Here is a 23114-nt window from a genome sequence, read left to right as displayed (position 1 = left end):
TGTATTTGTGCTTTATTCATGAACAGCAATTCCACTATATTGTCAGAAAAAGGGTAATCCTAATACTGACTGCTTTGACGCTCGCTTCGCTCGCGCCTCCGTATTAAAACAAATCGTTTGCAGTAATACTCTTATCGTGCTTCGTATAGTCTACAGGTCTTTTTGCAAAGAAATCATCTAATGAATTGGCAAAAACTTCTTCCTCGAACCATACCATTGGTCTGTATTGTTCCGGAGTGATGTTGTATCTTGTTTTCATATTGATTTTCTTCAAGCTGTCATCTACACGGTATTTCATGAAGTTAAGAAGATCTTCTTTAGAAACGTTGTCAATTTCTCCCAATTCAAAGATCCAGCTAAGGATATCCCCTTCTCTTGCGATAGATTCGTCTACTAAGGTGTAGATATCTTCAATATCGCTGTCTGTTAATAAGTCAGGTTGTTCCTCACGGATTTTGTTGATCAGGTAGATTCCTGCATTCGCGTGAATTTGCTCATCTACTGAAGTCCATGCGATGATATTGGAAACATTTTTCATGAATCCTTTGAATCTTGTGAAAGAAAGGATAATCGCAAACTGCGAGAAAAGAGACACATTTTCCACTAAAATACTGAATAACAATAAAGCAGAAACATACTCTTTCGGAGTCGCAGAATTAGCATGCTTTAGCGCATTTCCTAAGAACTCGATTCTTCCTTTTACAGCAGGAATTTCGATTACGTTAAGAAACTCGTCGTTATATCCTAGTACCTCTAATAAACGGGAATATGCTTCAGAATGACGAAACTCGCACTCTGCAAAAGTAGATCCTAATCCATTGAATTCCGGCTTTGGTAGGTGGTTGTATAAATTCCCCCAGAATGTCTTTACAGACACCTCGATCTGTGCAATGGCTAACAGCGCATTTTTCACAGCATGCTTTTCATGTGGTTCCAACTGCGAATGAAAATCCTGAACATCTGCAGTAAAGTCCACTTCCGAATGCACCCAGAACGATTTGTTGATGGCTTCTACAAACTGAAGAACCTCCGGGTATTCAAATGGCTTATAGCTTACTCTTTTATCAAAAATTCCCATATTAAATATCTTTATAATTAAATAATTTAGATCCTTGTGGATAACGTTCCGGAAATACTTAACTTTTTGTTTGTCTGTGTATTGTGAATTAAAGTTATTCACTTTCCCCAATCAGTATTTCTTGTAAAGAACTAACAGCAAAGTTCGAAAAAAAGAACTGATTTTGAAAGAGGTAAATACTAATAGGCTGACTTTTAGCCTGAAAAGTTTTCCACATTTACATGAAAGGGGCTCGAATAATAGGCTGGACAGCAATCCTGGGGATAAATAGATGGAAATACCAAGTTACAGTTAAACAAAATATTGTAAAGTATTATTAATAAAGGGTTGAAGTGTTAAACAAAAAAATATTTGAATAAATTTTTATTCTTGTAACAATTTGAAAATATCATCTACTTATTGGGTATAAAACATACATCACTTAATGTTAGTAATTCAGGATTTAAATAAGTCATACGATACAGGGAAAAGCAAACTTCATGTCCTTAAAGGAATTAATCTGAATATTTCTGAAGGAGAGTTTGTTTCTATTATGGGAAGTTCCGGTTCCGGAAAATCTACACTTCTTAATATTATTGGTATTCTGGATGAAAAAGATTCAGGAACCTATGAATTGGATGGAGTTCCTATCGAACATTTATCTGAAGTAAAAGCTGCGGAATACAGAAGTAGGTTTTTAGGATTTATTTTTCAGTCTTTTAACCTTATCAATTATAAGACAGCTTTGGAAAATGTAGCACTTCCTCTGTACTATCAGAATGTACCGAGAAAAGAACGAAATCAGAAAGCGATGGAATACCTGGAAAAAGTAGGATTGGCACAATGGGCCAATCACCTTCCAAGTGAACTTTCCGGAGGGCAGAAACAGAGGGTAGCTATTGCAAGAGCTTTAATTACCGACCCAAAAGTAGTGCTGGCAGATGAGCCTACAGGAGCACTGGACTCCAAAACCACTCATGATATTATGAAGCTTCTTCAGGATATCAATAATGAAGGAAAAACAATTATCGTGGTAACCCACGAACCGGATGTTGCTGCACAAACCAAAAGAAATGTAGTACTGAAAGACGGGATTATTGAAAGCGATGAGTTTATTAAGCAGATTGTGCTTTAAGAATTTGATAATTTAAAAATAAGATAATTTGAAAATTTATTGATTCAATTTTTAATCTTTAAATTTTTCAATCTTTTAATACCAATAAAAAATGTTTGACCTAGATCGTTGGCAGGAAATATTCAGTTCTATCCGGAGTAATGTACTTAGGACGGTGCTTTCAGGCTTTACTGTAGCTTTGGGGCTGTTTATTTTCATTGTACTTTTTGGAATTGGAAAAGGACTTCAGAATGCATTTTCTGAAGGGTTTGCAGGAGATGCTAAAAATCTTATTATTTTTTCTACAGGGAAAACTTCTTTAGCTTATAAAGGCCTTCAGTCTGATCGAAGTATAACAATGAATAACTCAGACTATGACTTTTTAATTAATGCAGATAAGGAAAAAGCCGGACCTTCCAGCCCGAGATATACTGCCAGTTTAATGGTGAAATATGGAAAAGAAAGTGGTCTTTATCAGATTAATGGGGCTGAACCAGGAGAGCAAGTCATTGAAAACAGAAAAATGATTGATGGCAGGTATCTGACAGCGATGGATCTGGAAAGGAAATTAAATGTTGCAGTTATTGGAAGAATGGTTCAGAGGGATTTGATTAAAAATGGGAGCCCGATAGGAAAAGAACTCGATATTAATGGAACGATGTATAAGGTTATTGGAGTTTTTTCAGATGATGGAGGAGACCGGGATGAAAGACATATTACTGTTCCTATTACAACTTTACAGCAGATGAAGAAAGGTTCTGATACAGTAAATATAGCCTATATTACATACAATGATAAACTGACTCCGGAACAGGCCATTAAATATGGTGATGAGCTTAAAGATAAATTAAAAGCGAGAAAAAGTGTTTCTCCTGATGATGAAAAAGGGATACGGGTATGGAATAATGCCCAAAACATGAATGACACATTTATGTTTATGGCGGTTCTTACAGCAATTGTTGGATTCATTGGCCTGGGAACGCTGCTTGCCGGAATTATTGGGATCAGTAACATTATGGTGTATATCGTAAAAGAAAGAACCAAGGAGATTGGAGTACGAAAGGCTATTGGGGCAAAACCAAGCGGCATTGTAGGTCTGATTGTTCAGGAAAGTGTTGTAATCACAGTGGTATCCGGACTTATTGGAGTAGGAGTAGGAGTTTTAACATTGAGCCTTATTGGCGATAGTCTTGAAGAATTTTTCATCAAAAGTCCAAGTGTAGGCTGGGGAGCCATTATTATGGCATTCATTGCCCTGATTTTCTCAGGATTAATTGCAGGATTTGTTCCGGCATACAGAGCTTCAAGAATCAAACCGATTGAAGCATTGAGAACAGAGTAATTTACAAAAAAGATAAACGGATTAATGAAATTCATAACTCATAATTTATAACTTATAATTCAAAAAGGTGAATATCATATTTAAAAAAGATACTTGGCAGGAGATCTATTATTCATTGAGAAATAATAAACTCCGAACATTTCTTACCATGATCGGCGTAGGATGGGGGATGTTTTTGTATGTAAGCCTTCTTGGAGCAGCCAAAGGAATGGAGAATGGTTTTGATAAATTGTTTTCCGGTTTTGCCACCAACTCAATATTTCTCTGGGCGCAGAAAACCTCTATTCCTTACGAAGGATTTCCTAAGGGACGGGAAGTTCACCTGAACTTGAACGACATGGAAATGCTGAAAAGAAAAGTGACAGCCATAGACTATATATCCCCACAAAATGCAAGGGGAAGCTTTACCGGAACACCTGGGGAATCTATGTCCAGAAACGGGAAGAACGGAACCTATTCGCTTACCGGAGACTACTCCGTAGGAAATAAAATTTCGGAAAAGAAACTGATCTTCGGACGCTATATCAATGATGCCGATGTTTCAGGAAATAAAAATGTAGTAGTTATTGGAGAAGAAATTTATAAAAACTTCTTTGATGCCAAGAAAAAAGAAAATCCCATTGGGAAATCAATCAATATTAAAGGGATATTCTTTAATGTAATTGGAGTTTTCAGAGTGAAAAAAGGAGGAGGATTTGAAAATGACCAAACGGCTTTCATTCCACTTTCTACCTATACAAAAATGTATAATGCAGGAGATCAGATTGACTTGTTTGCCATTGTCAGTAAGCCCAATGCCAATGTGAACTCTGTAGAAGAAGATGTAAAGCAGGTTTTAAAAACAAAAAATAAAGTTTCACCTGAAGATACCAATGCTTTCGGAAGTTTCAACCTTGGAAAAGAGTTTAAAAAACTGACAGGTTTTCTTACGGGAATGCAGTTGTTAACAATTATCGTGGGTACACTTACTATTTTGGCGGGAGTAATTGCCATTTCGAATATCCTGTTGATTACCGTAAAAGAAAGAACCAAAGAAATCGGGATCAGAAGAGCATTGGGAGCGAAACCGGCAGAAGTAAGAAATCAGATTTTGCTCGAAAGTGTGGTTATCACACTGTCCTCGGGATTATTAGGTTTTATGTTTGGAATTTTTGTGCTGATGATTCTTAATGCGGTTACCCAGGGACAGGATTCATTTCCTTTCTATAACCCGACAGTCAACTATGGGAATGTATTTGCTGCGATGGCTGTAATGGTGATTCTGGGACTGATAATCGGGATGATTCCTGCACAGAGAGCCGTAAAAATCAGACCTATTGAAGCATTAAGAACAGAGTAATTAATTTGAAAATCAAACAATTTGAAAATAAAGATAAATGATTAATAAATACACAGAATCAATCTTTTAATCTTTAAATTTTTCAATCTATTTAATAAAAAATAAACTATACATATGAAAAAGAAATTCACCTGGAAAAAAGCCATTTATATTGTGTTGGGGCTTTTATTTGCAGTGGCATTGTTCTCGGGGCTTGGCTATCTTATAAAATCAAACTCTAAAGAAGGTGAGGAGTTCCTTACCCGTAAACCTACTGTTCAGAATATGGATGATAAGGTAATGGCGACGGGAAAAATTGTTCCCAAAGAAGAAATTGAAATTAAACCCAATATCGCAGGGATTATAGATAAAATCTTAGTAAAAGAAGGAGATAAAGTAGAAGTAGGACAGTTGATTGCTACTGTTAAAATCGTTCCAAGCATCTCTGAAGTAAACGCATCTCAACAGGAAGTTCAGAATGCGCAGATTCAGATCAGTAATGCTCAGATGAATGTTGGAAATATGCAGAAGCAGTTTGAAATGCAGGAAAGACTATACAAGCAGGGAGTAGCCTCTAAACAAGAGTATCTGAACTCTCAGCAGCAGTTGTTTTCTCAACAACAAACTTTGAAAAATGCTCAACAGCAATTGAATACTGCTCAAAAAAGATTACAGATCGCTAAGACAGGAGCAACTCCTGAACTTAAAGGGCAGGGATTAGCGACCACTGAGATCCGTTCCAAAGCTTCAGGTACTGTACTTGAAGTTCCGGTAAAAGCAGGAAGCCAGGTAATTGAAGCCAATAACTTTAACGCAGGAACTACAATCTGTTCCGTAGCAGATCTGAATGTTCTGATCTTTAAAGGTGAAATTGATGAAGCACAAGCTGGAAAACTGAGTGAGGGAATGGATATGAACATCGTAATCGGTGCCCTGCAAAACAAAACTTTCCCGGGAAAACTGACGATGATTGCTCCTAAAGGAAAAGATAATGCAGGAACAATCAAATTTCCGGTAGAAGGAAACGTAACTAATCCTAATAATGAGTATATTAGAGCAGGTTTTTCTGCAAATGGTGAAATTGTTTTAAGTTCTCAGAAAAATGCTTTATTATTGGATGAGTCTTTAGTTCAGTATGAAAAGAAACAAGGAAAAGATGTAGCTTTCGTAGAAGTAAAACAAAAAGATGGGAAATTCAAGAAAGTATATTTGAAATTGGGAGCAAGTGACGGTATCAACGTTCAGATTCTTCCGGGATCAAACATTACAAAAGACACTGAAATAAAAGTTTGGAACCCTTCTGATAAAGACAAAGAAGAACTAAAAGAAAAAGCGAATAAAAAATAATAAACTACACTATACACTTTTAAACTGTGAATCCTGGAGAATTTTTGTTCTCCGGGATTCTTTTTTTATATCAAAACCTTTTACAGGAGTAAATTCCTATATTTGAATCAGATAAACCCATAAAAATGTGCAGATACGCTGCGAAAACTTATAAATCACACTATGTATGTTTTAAATGCCGAAAATCATTTAAACAGCCGGATGCCTATGATATTATACAAAGGATTGAAAAAGAAAAGATATACCATGATCCTAATGGGAAGTCAATTCGTAAAGTAGGATATGTTTTCACAAAAGCAGAAACAAAGGAGCTGGAAAAAATGGTTTCAGAGATTGAAAACAGAACGATAAAATGTCCTGAGTGCACCAGTGTGATGGCTGATCTTGGGAAAGATTTCAAGGCTCCTAAAAAAGCAGCGGTCAAAGAATGGAAAATCATAGAAAGTCTTTTTAAAACTGGAAAATGCTTTCATAGCTGTGGCTGTGATGGAATAGGGTATATTCCTAAAAATCCTAAAGACTATGAAGCCTACCTGAATGATATTTTGAAAACCTATCAGGAATATTTAGTGGCCTGTCAGAAAACTCCTATAGAAGAATGTCCTGAGAAGATTGAAGAAATTAAGTATTGGTCTGGCAATATTCAGAAGATTAAAACTGAAATTATTAATAATAGCTTTGAAATAATGTAAGTGTAACAAAAAAGAGATTTAGACTGTCTTACTTTTAAACTCCAAACGATACCTCCATGAAAAAAGACTACTGGATTCTGATTCTTTTCATCATTGCCAAGTTTGCGCTCCAATACTCACTGATAAGCCCTGAATATGAGCTGCACAGAGATGAATACCTGCATCTTGATCAGGCAAACCATCTTGCATGGGGATATCTCTCAGTTCCTCCGGTTAATTCCTGGCTGGCCTGGATCATTAAAATGCTGGGGAATTCTATATTTTGGGTTAAATTTTTTCCCGCTTTATTCGGAGCTTTAACCATTGTGCTGACATGGAAGATCGTTGAAGAACTTAATGGAAGCCTGTTTGCTAAAATACTTGCCGCTTCAGGAATTCTGTTCTCAGTACTTCTCAGGGTAAATATGTTGTTTCAGCCAACGTCTTTAGAAATTTTTTTGTGGCTGTTTCTTTATTATAGTTTGATTAAATATTTTGATTCCCAAAAAGTAAAATGGATTTACATTGGAGCCGTTATCTTCGGAATTGGAATATTAAACAAATACAATATTGCTTTTTCATTATTGGGGCTTGTTCCCGCATTATTATTAACAGAGCAGAGAAAGATTTTTATGCAGCCCCATGTGTATTGGGCATCGCTTTTAGCGTTAATCATTATTTTTCCTAATCTTCTCTGGCAGTATCAGAACCAGTTTCCGGTTATTCATCATATGAAAGAACTTTCAGAAAAACAGCTTGTCCATGTAAATAGGATAGATTTTATGAAATCTCAGGTATTATTTTTCATTGGAGTTGCTTTTGTAATTATTGCAGGATGGGGAGCATTGTTGTTGTATAAACCTTTTGAGAAGTTCAGATTTTTCTTCTGGAGCTATATCATCACGATCACCCTGTTTTTGTTTTTTAAAGCAAAAGATTATTATGCAATAGGACTTTATCCGGTATATATTGCTTTTGGAGCTGTTTTTCTTGGAAATGTATTTGAAAATGGCTGGAAGAGATTCTTGAAACCTGTCAGTATTCTCATTCCCATACTATTATTTCTCCCTTTATATCAAGTCGCCTTTCCGAATAAAAGTCCCGAATATATTGAATCTCATCAGGAACAGTACAGGAAATTAGGACTGCTTCGTTGGGAAGATGGAAAAGATCATCCTTTGCCACAGGATTTTGCCGATATGCAGGGCTGGAAAGAACTGGCTCAAAAAGTGGATAAAGAATATTCTAAATTGTCAAAGTCCGGAAATACCATGGTATTGTGTGATAATTACGGACAGACAGGAGCTATTAATTATTATTCCAAAATTGGCGTAAAAGCAATTTCATTTCATGCAGACTATATTAATTGGATAGATCTGAGTAAAAAATATAAAAATGTTATAAGGGTAAAAGATGCTTCCGAAGCAGGAAAAGAACTGAATGAATCCGGTTCTTTCTTTGAAGTTGCCCGATTAAAAGATTCCATTGCCAATCCATATGCAAGAGAAAGGGGTACGGCAATTTTCAGTTTGCAGGGAGCTAAAATAGATGTCAATAAAAGAATTCAGGACGAAATAGATGGAGTCAAAAATGAGTGGAAATAGTTTTCGATAAGAATAAAAAATGATGATTTGTAGACAGGATAAAGTTAATAGATAAATATTATTGCAACTTTATTGCATTAGTTGATTTTATGTTAACTTTGCACTATCAACCATCAACCATCAACTATCAACTATCAACTATCAACTGAACTATGGAAAACAAAAACTTTGATGCCATTATAATAGGAGGGAGCTATTCAGGATTGTCAGCAGGAATGTCATTAGGAAGATCTTTAAGAAATGTTCTGATTATCGATAACGGAAAACCTTGCAACAGACAAACGCCATATTCCCATAATTTTGTGACTCACGATGGCAAAACACCCGCAGAAATTGCAAAGCTGGCAAAAGAAGATGTAGAAAAATACAGTACGGTCCGGTTTTACAATGGAACAGTGGTGAAAACAGTAAAAACAACTGAAGGTTTTGAAATTGAAACTTCATCTGGTGAAAAATTTCAGGCTAAAAAACTGATCCTGGCATCAGGAGTAAAAGATCTTATGCCGGATATTCCTGGATTTGCAGAATGCTGGGGAATCTCTGTTATACATTGCCCGTACTGCCACGGCTATGAAGTGAAAAATGAAATAACCGGAATTCTTTCCAATGGAGACATGGCCTACGAATTTTCAAAACTGATTTTTAATCTGACCAAAAGCCTCACCTTATTCACCAATGGAAAAGCTGTTCTTACTGATGAACAGATTGAAAAATTGAAGCAGAATAAAATCATTCTGAACGAGGAGGAAATTGGAGAAATAAAACATGAAAACGGATCCATTCAGAAAATTATTTTCAAAAACGGAAAAGAAGTTTCCTTACAGGCTTTATATGCTAAAATTCCTTTTGAACAAAATATCAATGTATCCGAGGATCTGGGATGTGAACTGACAGAACAGGGATTTATTAAAATAGATATGATGCAGAAAACAAATGTTCCAGGAGTTTTTGCCTGTGGAGACAATGTAACGATGATGCGTTCCGTGGCTAATGCAGTTGCACAGGGAAGTTTTGCTGGTGCTGTCGTAAATAAAGAGCTTTCGGATGAAGAATTTTAATAGCTTTTTTATTTAAACTTTAAAAAAACCGCAAAAGTCACAAAAGTTTTCATTTTAAAACAATTTAGTTCATTTAAGTAAGTTTAAAATGAGTCCGCAGAAAAGTTCACATAAGATGAAAATCAAAGATTTTTATGAAACTAAGGTGTACTTTATGCATAAATTTTGGACCTATAAAATTTAAGTATTTAAACTTTTGGGTCTTTTATGGTTAAAATAATCAATGTAAAAGTTTATACGGTTTTAATATAAAAGGAGGTGTTTTTTTATTTTTTAGTGTTTAAAAATCATTTTTTCAATAGAGAAATCTCAACGAAAATTCCGTACATTTGGGGTGAAAATTTCAAAAACTAAAAGTAAAATGGATATTATTTTCGACCTGATTGAAAAGGAAAGACAAAGACAAACTCATGGATTAGAGCTTATCGCATCAGAAAACTTTGTTTCTGAAAACGTGATGAAAGCAATGGGAAGTGTACTGACAAATAAATATGCTGAAGGATATCCCGGAAAAAGATATTACGGAGGATGTGAAGTAGTAGATGAGGTTGAAACTTTAGCAATTAACAGAGCTAAAGAGCTTTTCGGAGTAGACTATGTGAATGTTCAGCCACATTCCGGTTCTCAGGCGAATGCAGCCATTTATCTTGCCGTTTTGAAACCAGGTGATAAAATCATGGGGATGGACCTTTCTATGGGAGGGCACCTTACTCACGGTTCTGCAGTTAATTTTTCTGGTATTCAGTATAACGTAGTTTCTTACGGAGTTCAGCAGGAAACAGGTCTTATTGATTATGACCAAATGAGAGAAGTTGCACTAAGAGAAAAACCAAAAATGCTTATCGCTGGTTTCTCAGCATATTCAAGAGATTTGGATTATGCAAAATTCAGAGAGGTAGCAGATGAAGTTGGGGCAACTCTTTGGGCAGATATCGCTCACCCGGCTGGATTAGTAGCAAAAGGATTATTAAACTCACCATTCGAACACTGTCATGTAGTAACTACCACTACTCACAAAACCCTTAGAGGGCCACGAGGAGGAATGATCATGATGGGTAAAGATTTCGAAAATACATACGGCCACAAAACTCCAAAAGGAGAAATCAAAATGATGAGCCAGGTATTGGATGGTGCTGTATTCCCTGGTATTCAGGGAGGACCGCTTGAGCATGTGATTGCTGGTAAAGCGGTAGCTTTCGGTGAAGCCTTGGATGTACAGTTCGAAACATATGCAAAACAGGTTAAATCTAACGCTCAGGCATTATCAAAAGCGATGATCGACAGAGGATTTGATATCGTAAGTGGAGGTACAGACAATCACTTGATGCTGGTAGACCTTAGAAACAAAGGAGTAAACGGTAAGGAAACTGAAAAAGCATTAGTACTTGCTGATATTACTTGTAACAAAAACATGGTTCCTTTTGATGATAAATCTCCATTTACAACATCGGGTATCAGATTGGGAACTGCAGCCATTACAACAAGAGGATTAAAAGAAAATGATATGGATACTATTGCCGGATTGATTTCTGATGTAGTAGACAATATCAAAAATGAAGAGGTTCTTGGATCTGTAAGAAAAAAGGTAAACGAATTAATGGAAGGTAAAGCTCTGTTTAATTACTAACAGGCATTCCAATATCATATAAAGAATGAGCAGTCTGCTCATTCTTTTTTTATTCAAATGGAAAAGAAATCCTATACTTTTGATGAAATTAAACAGAAACTGGTGAATTACTGTGTTTACCAGGATCGTTGTCATGCAGAAGTGGAGCAGAAGATGAGAGAGTTTCTCCTTATTGAGGAAGCGAAAGAAGATATTATTTTATTTCTCCTGAAAGAAAATTATCTGAACGAAGAAAGATTTACCCGAAGCTATATCAGAGGTAAGTTTTACATCAAGCACTGGGGAAAGAACAAAATTAAAATGAATCTGAAGCAGAAACAGATTTCTGAAAGGTTAATCAGCTCATGTTTTGATGAGATTGATGATTCAGACTATGAGAAGACGATCAGAAAGATTTTTGAAGATTACTATTCCAGACAAACGGGCTTGAAAGAATATCAAAAAAAAACCAAAACAATAAAATATTTAATGAGTAAAGGTTTTGAATATGAAAAAATAATTGATATTTTTGACTGAATATTAACGAATTTAAAAAAAACTTGACTTATGACTTTTCGTGAAAAAACAATCAGTTCATTGAAAAAGATTGATACATAAAGATTTAATAAATAATTTTTTTAAAAACAGCTGAAATAAAGAATATTCACAAATAAATGTCATTTTTATAAGTATTCTTATGGTATGATTTTTGTCGGTGGCTTTAGCTGTATCGCAATGAAATTGTTAGATTTTATAAATATAACATCAAATTTATTTTTGATTTCAGCATATTGAAATAAATTTATTTATTTTTGTATGATTGTATCGGAATTATCTTTGATTGGATAGTTAGATATTATACCTTAATTAAATATGAACACCAATATAGACAATGTACAATTCTCTTAGAAAAACAATATTTGGAGGGGATAATGTTGTCAATCTCTCAGACGTAAGATATCTTCCAAGATGGATAATTCTTGTAATAGACATTATTATCCTAGTCATATCTTTATTTCTTTCTACTTACATTATCGCAAGAATTACCAAGCAGGAATTTATCTACCATGATGATAAAAGTTTAATTTTCGCTTTTATTATTCTCGTAAATGCTGCTTTTATGTATGTCTTCAAGACCTATGCCGGTATTATTCGCCATTCAACATTTATAGACTTATTTAAGCTTCTGATATCCTGTTTTTGCACAATGCTGACTATCGGAATAGTAAATATTTGCTATTTCTGGACCACAGGAAGTAAGTTTATCCTTACTCCCTATCTGATGCTTTATTTTGTAATTTCATTTATGGGATTATTCCTGTTCAGATTATATGTGAAAGAGTTTTTCCATATCGTAAGGGAATACAGAAGAAGTGCACTGAAAAAAAGAATCCTGGTATTGGGAATTGATGAACAATCTATTGCCATTGCACGTGCTATTCTTGATAATCCGAGCCTGCCTTATCAGGTAGTGGGCTTTTTGACACAAAGAACAGATTCTAAAAGGGCGTCTCTCCTAGGAAAGCCTATTTATGAAAAACAAAAAATAGAAGAAAACTCCAAAGAAGATCTTATTATTGATGGTGTCCTTATTGTTAAAGAGATGATGGCCAGGGATGAGATGAATTCGTGGGTGAATTTATTCTTAGAGAAGGATCTTAACGTCTTTAAAGCACCGTCTGTACAAAAATTGAGAGACAGTGATTTGGGTGGGTCGATTAGAAATCTTCAAATTGAGGATTTATTAAATAGAAAACCTATCAAAATTCAGAACGAAAAAGTTAAAAGCAGACATTCTGATAAAACCGTACTCGTAACCGGTGGGGCAGGATCCATAGGAAGTGAAATTGTAAGACAGGTTGCTCTTTTCAACCCTTCATTGATTGTAGTTTTAGATCAGGCAGAAACACCGCTTTATGAAATTGAACTTGAAATGAGAGAAAAATTTCCTCATATTCCTTTCAAATTTGTTTTAGGAGATGTTTCCAATCATCACAGAATGGAATCCCTGTTCCAGACCTATAACTTCTCAATGGTATACCATGCAGCAGCTTATAAGCATGTTCCTCTGGTAGAAGAAAACCCTCATGAAGCAATTTTTGTTAATATATTAGGCTCAAAGATTGTTGCAAAGCTATCCAGCAAATATAAAGTAAACAGGTTCGTAATGGTATCTACAGATAAAGCTGTAAATCCAACTAACGTAATGGGAGCTTCAAAACGTGCTGCAGAACTTTTTGTGCAGTCCCTTCAAAATGTAGAAGGTAACGTGACCAAGTTTATTACCACAAGATTTGGAAATGTATTAGGATCCAACGGTTCTGTGATTCCTCATTTTAAAAAGCAAATTGAAGCTGGAGGTCCTGTAACCATCACGCATCCGGAAATTGTAAGATATTTCATGACTATTCCTGAGGCCTGTGAACTTGTACTTCAGGCCGGAACAATGGGAGAAGGTGGAGAGATTTTTGTCTTTGATATGGGTGAACCCGTTAAAATTATTGATCTTGCCAAAAGAATGATAAAGCTGTCAGGATTCGAACCTAATATTGATATTAAGATCATTTATACAGGACTGAGACCTGGGGAAAAGCTGTATGAAGAACTCTTGAGTGATGATGCAAAAACACTTCCCACTCATAATGACAAAATTATGATCTCTAAAGATCCTTCTATGGGATTCACAGAAATAGATACGCTTACTAAAGAAATTACTAAAGCATCTCTTAGAAGAGATAAAGTAGAAGTAGTAAAGATTCTTAAAACAATAGTTCCGGAATTCCGAAGCAATAATTCAATTTATGAGGCTCTAGATAAATAGAAAAAATATAAATGTATATTTGCACAATTTAACAATATAATGAAAGGAAAAATATTAGCAGTAGTTTTGGCATCCTCATTAGTGATTTCCTGTAAAGTTAATCCCAATGCTAAGAATGATTTAAATTATATGCAGAATATAGAACAGGTTGCAATCAGTGCCTCTGCTAAAAATTCAGCAAATACAATCCAGGTAGGAGATCAGCTTATTATTCTGATCACTGCAAAAGATATGGATGTTGTAAAGCCTTTTAATCAGAATTATTCTTCATCAGAACTTATACAGACAAATGCAATAGCAGGAGGAAATACTCCTAATCAGGGCTCTACAATTATGTCGGGACCAACATATATTGTAGATGCAAATGGAAATATTGACTTTCCAATATTGGGGAAACTGAGTACATCAGATAAAAGTTTGACAGCCTTCAAAGATGAACTAAGGGAAAAAATGACGAAATACGTTATTAATCCAACAGTTAATGTAAAACTTGCTAACTTTAAAGTTACCATATTAGGGGAAGTGAACAGACAGGGAGACTATATCGTAGCAACTGGGCAGGCAACGATCTTAAATGCATTAGGGATGGCCGGCGATTTGACTCAATATGGAAAAAGAGAAGATATATTGGTTGTCAGAACCGAAAATGGGGTTGTTTCTCACGGCCGTATTAACCTTCAGGATGCTAATTTGATAAATTCTCCATATTACAATCTGAAGCAAGGCGATGCTATTATTGTTTCTTCAAACAATACAAAAGATGTTATAGCAAAACAGAATCCCAACACAGGACTTTATCTGACCGCCATTTCTATTGCGGTTACAGCAGTTGCCGTAGTAGTAAGTTTATTTAATAAGAAATAAAAAATTGATGGATAACCAATCTTCACAATTTTCTGAAGTAGAAAACAACTCAAATAGTATTAACATTAGTGAAATTATAAAACCATATCTGAGAAGATGGCCGTGGTTTATTCTAAGTGCATTTGTTGCTTTAATAATAGGTTATATATCGCTAAGGTTTATAACTCCTATATATAATGTTCAGACTTCCGTTTTAATTAAAGATGCAAGAAACTCTTCTCCTATAATGGGAAGTGATTTAGGAATATTACCGGATCTGTCAGGTTTAGGCGGTCTTAAAACGAATAGTATTGCTAATGAAATAGAAATACTGAAATCTAAGAAGATGATGCGCGAGGTAGTCATCAATCAAAATTTACAGGTAAATGTAATTGGAAAAGGTAGGGTTACTAAACTAGAACTGTATAAAGCAACATGCCCTATAAATGTTAAAGTAATTGAAGAGAAGCAAAGTGAAAAACCTGCAACTCCTGTAAAACTTAGTATAGATAAAGATAAGCTTATTCTTACTTCAAAAAGTTTAACAAAAGAAATCGTTACAACATATGGGAAAACCATCAGTCTACCCTTTGCCAATATCATTATAACAAAAAATAAAGAATTCGCTCCGGGAAACCTTGGAGTGGATATGAAAAACCTTGAGCTGCAAATCTCCACAGCAGATGCAAAAGTAAATAGTTTACAAGGTGGATTGAGTGTGGATTTAGCTAATAAAGAAGCTACTGTACTTAGATTAGGCCTCAATTACCCGCAGATCATAAAAGCTGAAGATGTCCTAAATAATTTAGTGGTAGCCTACAATAATGATGCAATGTCTGATAAAAATTCAGAGTCAAAAAAAACACTCGACTTTATTGAAGACAGAATCAAAAAATTATCCGGAGAACTTGGGGAAGTTGAAAACCAAAAAGAAAGTTTTAAATCAAAAAATAATATTATTGATATAGAAACTGAGGCCAAGATTGGTTTGGAAAGTTCTGCTGCTGCAAGAGCAAAACAGTTGGAAATAGACGCCCAGTTAGAACTTACAAATTCCTTAATTAGTTATGTCTCAAATCAAGGACAGTATCAGGTTCTTCCTGCAAATGTTGGACTAAACAATACAGACGCTACAAGTGGAATTTCTGCTTATAATCAATTAGTATTACATCGAAACAGACTTTTGGAGTCCGCTACGCCGGAAAACCCTACGGTTGTAGATGTTACTAAACAAATTAATGCAATGCGTAGTTCTGTTACGCAGAGTCTTCAGAAAAACAAACAAGGCCTTGAGCTGGCAAGAAATGAATATTTAGGAGAACAAAATATAGTTTCCGGAAAGATATCAAAACTGCCTTCCATTGAGAAGATGTTCAGAAGTATTGAAAGACAACAGCAAATCAAAGAAAATTTGTATTTGCTATTGCTTCAAAAAAGAGAAGAAACGGCTATTGCCCAATCCATTACTGCTCCTAAAGCAAAGATTGTAGATTTAGCTTATGCTTCCGGAGCACCGGTTTCACCTAATAGAGAGATTGTTTTAATGGTTTCTTTTGTTTTAGGATTATTAGTTCCTTTTATTGTTATTTATCTAACAATGCTTTTCAATGATAAAGTGGTTACGAAACATGATCTTGAAAAGGTGGTGCATGCACCTATTATTGCTGAATTACCAAGTCTTGAAAAAGGAGATTCTGAAATAGTAAAAATGAATGATATTACTCCTATGGCAGAAGCATTCAGAATTCTTATTACCAATATGAATTTCATGCTTTCAAAGGAGAAAAAAGGAAAAGTTGTATTTGTTACTTCAACAGTAAAAGGAGAAGGAAAAACATTTACTTCGGTGAATTTAGCTTTAACACTGGCAAATCCTAAGAAAAAAGCAATTATTATAGGATCCGATATCAGGAATCCTCAGCTTCAAAGATATAATCCTGCAAGAAAAGGACTTGCCGGACTTACTGAATATCTTTATAATGATGAGACTAAACTTCAAGATATCATTCATGTATCATCTTTTAACCCTTATCTGGATGTAATTTATTCAGGAATGATTCCTCCTAACCCGACAGAATTGTTATCCAACGGACGCTATGAGAGCCTTCTCAGCGAATTGAAAGATAAATATGAATATATTATTCTTGATACCGCACCATTGCTTCTTGTTACAGATACTTTCCTTATTGCTGAACTTTCTGATATTACTATTTATGTATCCAGATCTAAATACACTGAAAAGGCATTGTTAGAATTTGCAAACAGCAATATCGATCAGAAAAAAATCAAAAATGTTGGATTTGTACTTAACGATGTAAACAGGGAAAATTTAGGATATAGCAACAAATATGGTTATGGTTATAACCAGCATACAGAACAATCTTGGTTTCAAAAAATAAAAAATAAACTTAGTTAATGATAACACCATATAAAATAGCGGTTATAGGCCAGGGTTATGTAGGTCTTCCTTTATCTCTTGAATTTGCAGATCACTATCCAGTTTTTGGTTTTGATATCAATGCACAGCGTGTTGACCAGCTTAATAACGGGAAAGATATAACGCTAGAAGCCGATGTTGATAAACTAAATAACGGACTGAAAAAATATACGGAATCCAATGGTTCTTTAGGCTATAAAGCAACAAGCCTGCTGTCAGATATTTCTGAAGCTAATGTATTCATTGTAACTGTCCCTACCCCTATTGATAAATATAATGCTCCGGATCTGAATCCATTGATTTCTGCCTCAAAAATGTTAGGAGAAATTATCAAAAAAGGAGATATTATTATTTATGAATCTACAGTTTTTCCTGGATGTACAGAAGAAGAATGTGTACCGGTTCTTGAAAAATATTCAGCACTTAAGTTTAATGAAGACTTTTTTGTAGGATATTCTCCGGAAAGAATTAATCCGGGAGATAAAGTAAATACCCTTACAAGTGTTAAGAAAGTAACATCAGGTTCTACGGAAAAAATTGCGGAAGAAGTAGATCAACTTTATAAGAAAATTATTACTGCAGGAACCCATAAAGCGCCTAGTATTAAAGTTGCCGAAGCCTCAAAAGCTATTGAAAATGCACAGAGAGACGTTAATATTTCTTTTGTTAACGAACTCGCTTTAATTTTTGATAGAGTAGGTATCGATACCAATGATGTATTGGAAGCGGCAGGAACAAAATATAATTTCCTTAAATATAAACCGGGATTAGTAGGTGGACACTGTATCTCAGTAGATCCTTATTATCTTGCCCATAAAGCAGAGCAGTTAGGATACCACCCGGATGTTATCTTATCAGGTAGACGTGTAAACGACTCTATTGCAAAATTTGTTGCAGCTAAAGTAGTGAAGCTTCTTATTGCAAAAGGAGGAGTGATCAAAAACTCTAATGCCTTGATTTTAGGAGTTACCTTCAAAGAAAACTGTCCGGATGTCAGAAATACTAAAGTTGTAGATATTTATAGAGAACTTGCTGACTACGGAGTAAATGTTGATATCTATGATCCATGGGCTAGTAAAGAGGAAGTAAAACATGAATATGGAATTGATATTCTGGATGCTCTTGAAGAAGGAAAAAAGTATGATTCTTTAGTAATTGCAGTATCTCATAACGAGTTTCTGGAAATGGATCTGGATCAGCTTAAAAAAGAAAATGCCGTGGTTTTTGATACCAAAGCATGTTTAGACAGAAATCTGGTAGATGCAAGATTATAACAGATAATGAACTATGATATTATAATCATTGGTGCAGGTTTAGTAGGATTGGCTACAGCCTATCAGACTCAACTGAAAAATCCTGATTCTAAGATTTTAATTTTGGAAAAAGAAAACGATGTTGCATTGCACCAATCGGGACACAACAGCGGAGTAATCCATAGTGGAATCTATTATAAACCAGGCAGTCTCAAAGCAAAAAATTGTATTGAAGGATATAACTCAGTCATTAATTTTGCTGAAAAACACGGAATACGATACGATCTTTGTGGCAAAATAATCGTAGCGACTTCACAGGAAGAACTACCCCTTTTAGATAATATTTATAAAAGAGGAGTTGAAAACGGTCTCCAGGATTTAAAATACCTTTCAAGAGAAGAGTTCCGTGAAATTGAACCCCATTGTGAAGGAGTAAAAGCAATCAAAGTTCCACAAACCGGAATTATTGACTATCCGGGAATAGCCAAAAAAATAAAAGAGCTTTTTGAAGAATTAGGAGGAGAAGTAAGATTTAATAATGAAGTAAAAAACATCATTGATAAAGGATCTGAAATTATTGTAAACACCAATATTTCCGAATTTAAAACCAATAAGCTGATTTCCTGCGCAGGTTTGTATTCGGATAAGATAACCAAAATGACCAACGAAAAAAACGATGTGGTCATTATTCCTTTCAGAGGAGAATATTATAAAATTAAGGACGAAAAAAAATATCTGGTAAAACATCTTATTTATCCAGTACCTGATCCTAGTTTTCCATTTCTTGGAGTCCACTTTACCAGAATGATTGATGGTAATATTGAAGCTGGACCCAATGCTGTTCTGGCATTCAAAAAAGAAGGATACCATTTTTTTGATTTCAATTTCAACGAGACCATGCAGACTATGCTATGGCCGGGATTTAGAAAAATTGTAGCAAAATATGGAAAAACGGGAATGGGAGAAATGCACCGTTCACTTTCCAAATCCGCATTTACAAAAGCACTTCAGAAACTTTTACCGGAAATACAGGAAAATGACCTTGTAGTAGGAGGCTCAGGAGTAAGAGCTCAGGCTTGTGATAGAAATGGAGGACTGATTGATGATTTTGATATCGTGAAAAACGGAAATATTATTCACGTTAGAAATGCTCCTTCTCCAGCAGCTACTTCCTGCCTTTCTATAGGAAATAAAATAAGTGAGCTTATCATGAATTAAAAAATGCACCTCTACGTGCACTCAAAAAACTAAAAATATGAAAATTCAAATGGTTGACCTTAAAGGTCAATACCTGAAAATAAAAGAAGACGTAGATATCAGTATCCAGGAATGTATTGATAATACTGCATTTATTAACGGTCCTGCTGTAAAAGAATTTCAACAGGATTTTGAAAAATATCTGGGAGTAAAACATGTTATTCCATGTGCTAACGGAACAGATGCCCTTCAAATTGCCATGATGGCTCTTAATCTGCAGCCTGGCGATGAAATAATTTGTCCTGCCTTCACCTATGTAGCTACGGCAGAAGTTATTGGTCTCTTAGGATTAAAACCGGTGATGGTAGATGTAAACGAAGATACGTTTGATATCCAACTGGAAGGTCTTGAAAAATACCTGACCCCAAAAACCAAAGCAATTGTTCCTGTTCATTTATACGGCCAAAGTGCTGATATGGAAAAAATTATTGAATTTGCAGAAAAACATAACCTTTTTGTTATAGAAGATAATGCGCAGGCAATTGGTTCTGATTATACTTTCTCTAATGGAACAGTCAAAAAAACAGGAACTATAGGACACATTGGCTGTACTTCTTTTTTTCCGTCAAAAAATCTTGGATGCTATGGTGATGGAGGTGCATTGATGACAAATGATGATGATTTGGCTCTTACAATAAGAATGATTGCCAACCATGGTCAGGAAAAAAAATACTATCATAAAGTTTTAGGCTGTAACTCAAGATTGGATACCATTCAGGCAGCGGTATTAAAAGTTAAGCTTAAACATTTGGATGAGTATTCAGCAGCCAGAAACAGAATGGCGGATTATTATGATGAAAACCTTGCAGATATTGCGGGAATTCAGATTCCTAAAAGAGCTGGAAATTCTACCCATGTATTTCATCAGTATACCCTTAGAGTGAAAAATGGGAAAAGAGATGAGCTACAGAAATATTTGGCAGGAAAAAATATTCCAAGTATGGTATATTATCCTTTACCCCTTTACCAACAGGAAGCCTTTCTTCAATATGTAGAAGAAGGTTTTAGTCTTCCGGTTACAGAGCAGCTTTGCACGGAAGTTATTTCTCTTCCTGTACATACCGAGTTTGATCAGGAAGTACTGGATGTGATTATTACAGAAATTAAGAACTATTTTAATTAATATAAAGCAGATATGTCGGATTTTTTTGCACACGAAACAGCCGTTATTGACGAAGGATGTCAAATAGGAAACGGAACCAAAATTTGGCACTTTTCACACCTGATGACAGGTTGTATTTTGGGCGAAAAATGTAATATTGGTCAGAATGTTGTCATCTCTCCTAAAGTCGTTTTAGGACAGAATGTGAAAGTTCAGAATAATGTTTCAATCTATGAAGGAGTAACATGTGATGATGATGTTTTTTTAGGGCCTTCAATGGTTTTTACCAATGTAATAAATCCAAGAAGTGCCGTCAACAGAAAGAATGAATATCTGAAAACCCATGTTGGAAAAGGGGCATCTATAGGAGCTAATGCAACAATTGTTTGTGGACATAATATTGGTCAGTATGCTTTTATTGGAGCAGGAGCTGTAGTTACAAAAGAAGTGCCGGATTATGCATTGGTAGTAGGAAACCCTGCCAGACAAATGGGATGGATGAGTGAATTTGGGCAAAGACTTCAATTTGATGCAGAAAATATTGCCGTTTGTGAAGAAAGTGGAGAAAAATACAAATTAGAAAATAACAAAGTTTCAAAAATTTAAAAACATACAAATGAGTGAAAAAATAAAATTTGCAGTTGTTGGCTGCGGGCATATCGGAAAAAGACACGCCGAAATGATCTCAAGAAATGATGAATGTGAGTTGATAGGTCTGATTGATGTTAAAGATAAATCAGTATTGGGAATTGAAAATTATGACGTTCCCTTTTTTGCATCACTAGATGAATTTTTAGCTTCCGGAATTGAAGTGGATGTAGTTAATATCGCTTCTCCAAACGGATTTCATTTTGAACAATCTTATAAAGTAATAGATGCAGGAAAGCACGTTGTGGTAGAAAAGCCAATGGCTCTGAAAAAACAGCATGCTGAAAAACTTATTTTTCAGGCTCTGCACAAGCATAAACAAGTTTTTGCCGTGATGCAAAACAGATATTCACCTCCTTCCGCATGGGTGAAAGAAATGGTTGAGAGCGGAAAACTTGGGAATATATATATGGTTCAGCTTAATTGCTACTGGAACCGTGATAACCGATATTATAAGCCGGAATCATGGCATGGAAAGAAAGATCTGGATGGAGGAACTTTATTTACCCAGTTTTCTCACTTTATCGATATCATGTACTGGCTATTTGGTGATATTACCAATATTCAGGCAAAATTTGCAGATTTTAATCATGAAACGCTTACTGATTTTGAAGACTCAGGTTTCGTTAGCTTTGATTTTGTAGATGGAGGAATGGGATCATTAAATTATTCTACTTCTGTTTGGAATCAGAATCTTGAAAGTTCTATGACAATTATCGCAGAGAATGGGTCTGTAAAGATTGGAGGACAATATATGGACAAAGTAGAAGTTTGTAATATAAAAGATTATGTTATGCCTGAATTAGCTCCAACAAACCCTGGAAATGATTATGGTGCTTATAAAGGATCTGCAGCAAACCATCATTATATTATTGAAAATGTTGTAGATGTATTGAAAGGGAGAAATACCATCACAACAAATGCTTTAGAAGGGCTTAAAGTAGTAGATATTATTGAGAGAATTTACAAACTTAAACAATAATGAATCATATTCTTTATATTCCATCTTGGTATCCTAATCGATATGATAGCTTGTCAGGTGTTTTTTTTAAAGAACAAATTGAAGGACTTTCATCCGTTATTGAAAATGTAGGAGTTATTGCTCCGGTTTACAGAAGTTTTAAAAGTTTTAATTTTAAACAGAATGAAACGACATTTTCTAATAATGATGGGGTCAATACCTTTATTAAAGAATTATGGCATTTACCAGGCTGCAATATATATAATAGATTACAGTGGTTTAATAATTGTAAAAAGTTATTTGAAAATTATGTAGAAAAATTTGGATATCCAGATCTAATTCATATTCATTCCGTAATTACAGCAGGGCAATTTGCTGTGTATGCAAAAAAAGTATAATATACCTTTTGTTGTGACTGAGCATTCATCAGGATTTGATAGAAATTTATATAGTAAGCGTGAATTAATGTCTTTTAAGGCTGAAGTTACTGAATCTTCTCATAATTTTGCCGTAAGTAAAAGTTTGGCAGAAGTATTAGCAAAATCCATTGGAGGAACTTGGGATGTTTTGCCGAATTGGGTAAATGATAATTTTATAAATCAAGATAACAATTTTACAAAAAAGGGAGAGAAAATTATTTTTTCTCTCTTTCTTCACTCAATCCATTAAAAGGAC

At 34.9% G+C, this 23114-nt stretch carries 20 protein-coding genes; 19 read left to right on the top strand and 1 reads right to left on the bottom strand.

Features of this window, described 5'->3' with window-relative positions:
• Positions 1 to 103: 103 nt before the first annotated feature.
• Positions 104 to 1078: a ribonucleotide-diphosphate reductase subunit beta gene (locus ACWPWS_RS16260; protein WP_041461620.1), complete on the bottom strand. Its 975-nt coding sequence runs from the start codon at positions 1076 to 1078 to the stop codon at positions 104 to 106.
• Between the two features lie 424 nt (positions 1079 to 1502).
• Here ACWPWS_RS16260 and ACWPWS_RS16255 point away from each other — a divergent pair, with 424 nt between their 5' ends.
• From ACWPWS_RS16255 to ACWPWS_RS16165, 19 genes are all read left to right on the top strand, one after another.
• The gene (locus tag ACWPWS_RS16255; RefSeq protein ID WP_034699055.1) at positions 1503 to 2192 is read left to right on the top strand and encodes an ABC transporter ATP-binding protein; all 690 of its coding nucleotides are present in this window, start codon (positions 1503 to 1505) and stop codon (positions 2190 to 2192) included.
• Between the two features lie 91 nt (positions 2193 to 2283).
• Positions 2284 to 3513 carry an ABC transporter permease gene (locus tag ACWPWS_RS16250; protein ID WP_105681261.1) on the top strand — a complete coding sequence of 410 codons (1230 nt, stop codon included), beginning with the start codon at positions 2284 to 2286 and terminating at the stop codon, positions 3511 to 3513.
• A 67-nt stretch (positions 3514 to 3580) separates the two neighbouring features.
• Entirely contained in the window at positions 3581 to 4852 is a 1272-nt protein-coding gene (locus tag ACWPWS_RS16245) for an ABC transporter permease (protein WP_209787662.1), read from the top strand.
• Positions 4853 to 4966: 114 nt separating this feature from the next.
• Positions 4967 to 6178 carry an efflux RND transporter periplasmic adaptor subunit gene (locus tag ACWPWS_RS16240; protein ID WP_454047219.1) on the top strand — a complete coding sequence of 404 codons (1212 nt, stop codon included), beginning with the start codon at positions 4967 to 4969 and terminating at the stop codon, positions 6176 to 6178.
• Between the two features lie 125 nt (positions 6179 to 6303).
• Positions 6304 to 6870 carry a hypothetical protein gene (locus ACWPWS_RS16235; protein WP_454047218.1) on the top strand — a complete coding sequence of 189 codons (567 nt, stop codon included), beginning with the start codon at positions 6304 to 6306 and terminating at the stop codon, positions 6868 to 6870.
• Between the two features lie 56 nt (positions 6871 to 6926).
• Positions 6927 to 8453: a glycosyltransferase family 39 protein gene (locus tag ACWPWS_RS16230; protein WP_454047217.1), complete on the top strand. Its 1527-nt coding sequence runs from the start codon at positions 6927 to 6929 to the stop codon at positions 8451 to 8453.
• A gap of 152 nt (positions 8454 to 8605) precedes the next feature.
• The gene (locus ACWPWS_RS16225; protein WP_454047216.1) at positions 8606 to 9511 is read left to right on the top strand and encodes an NAD(P)/FAD-dependent oxidoreductase; all 906 of its coding nucleotides are present in this window, start codon (positions 8606 to 8608) and stop codon (positions 9509 to 9511) included.
• A gap of 361 nt (positions 9512 to 9872) precedes the next feature.
• Positions 9873 to 11138, top strand: a complete 1266-nt coding sequence (gene glyA / locus ACWPWS_RS16220; RefSeq protein ID WP_105681254.1) for a serine hydroxymethyltransferase — start codon at positions 9873 to 9875, stop codon at positions 11136 to 11138.
• Between the two features lie 57 nt (positions 11139 to 11195).
• Positions 11196 to 11654, top strand: a complete 459-nt coding sequence (locus ACWPWS_RS16215) for a regulatory protein RecX (protein WP_454047215.1) — start codon at positions 11196 to 11198, stop codon at positions 11652 to 11654.
• Between the two features lie 355 nt (positions 11655 to 12009).
• Positions 12010 to 13938, top strand: a complete 1929-nt coding sequence (locus tag ACWPWS_RS16210; protein ID WP_454047214.1) for a polysaccharide biosynthesis protein — start codon at positions 12010 to 12012, stop codon at positions 13936 to 13938.
• 39 nt (positions 13939 to 13977) lie between these two features.
• Positions 13978 to 14802 (top strand): polysaccharide biosynthesis/export family protein, encoded by an 825-nt coding sequence (locus ACWPWS_RS16205; RefSeq protein ID WP_454047213.1) that lies wholly within the window; start codon positions 13978 to 13980, stop codon positions 14800 to 14802.
• A gap of 7 nt (positions 14803 to 14809) precedes the next feature.
• Positions 14810 to 17197, top strand: a complete 2388-nt coding sequence (locus tag ACWPWS_RS16200; protein WP_454047212.1) for a GumC family protein — start codon at positions 14810 to 14812, stop codon at positions 17195 to 17197.
• Positions 17197 to 18492: a nucleotide sugar dehydrogenase gene (locus ACWPWS_RS16195; RefSeq protein ID WP_105681249.1), complete on the top strand. Its 1296-nt coding sequence runs from the start codon at positions 17197 to 17199 to the stop codon at positions 18490 to 18492. Before ACWPWS_RS16200 ends, ACWPWS_RS16195 begins: the two co-directional genes overlap by 1 nt.
• Positions 18493 to 18498: 6 nt before the next feature.
• Positions 18499 to 19689, top strand: coding sequence for an L-2-hydroxyglutarate oxidase (lhgO, locus tag ACWPWS_RS16190; RefSeq protein ID WP_454047211.1), 1191 nt, complete (start codon positions 18499 to 18501; stop codon positions 19687 to 19689).
• A gap of 37 nt (positions 19690 to 19726) precedes the next feature.
• Positions 19727 to 20851: a DegT/DnrJ/EryC1/StrS family aminotransferase gene (locus ACWPWS_RS16185; protein ID WP_454047210.1), complete on the top strand. Its 1125-nt coding sequence runs from the start codon at positions 19727 to 19729 to the stop codon at positions 20849 to 20851.
• A gap of 12 nt (positions 20852 to 20863) precedes the next feature.
• Positions 20864 to 21436 carry an acyltransferase gene (locus ACWPWS_RS16180; protein ID WP_105681246.1) on the top strand — a complete coding sequence of 191 codons (573 nt, stop codon included), beginning with the start codon at positions 20864 to 20866 and terminating at the stop codon, positions 21434 to 21436.
• 10 nt (positions 21437 to 21446) lie between these two features.
• Positions 21447 to 22460: a Gfo/Idh/MocA family protein gene (locus ACWPWS_RS16175; protein ID WP_454047209.1), complete on the top strand. Its 1014-nt coding sequence runs from the start codon at positions 21447 to 21449 to the stop codon at positions 22458 to 22460.
• The gene (locus ACWPWS_RS16170) at positions 22460 to 22837 is read left to right on the top strand and encodes a hypothetical protein (RefSeq protein ID WP_454047208.1); all 378 of its coding nucleotides are present in this window, start codon (positions 22460 to 22462) and stop codon (positions 22835 to 22837) included. Before ACWPWS_RS16175 ends, ACWPWS_RS16170 begins: the two co-directional genes overlap by 1 nt.
• Positions 22821 to 23108, top strand: a complete 288-nt coding sequence (locus ACWPWS_RS16165; RefSeq protein ID WP_454047207.1) for a hypothetical protein — start codon at positions 22821 to 22823, stop codon at positions 23106 to 23108. The genes ACWPWS_RS16170 and ACWPWS_RS16165 overlap by 17 nt, the downstream gene beginning before the upstream one ends.
• Positions 23109 to 23114 lie beyond the last annotated feature (6 nt).

It is taken from the genome of Chryseobacterium sp. Marseille-Q8038, assembly GCF_965111995.1.
Note: the sequence above shows the minus strand (reverse complement) of the source record. Positions and strands in the feature narration are given on the sequence as shown.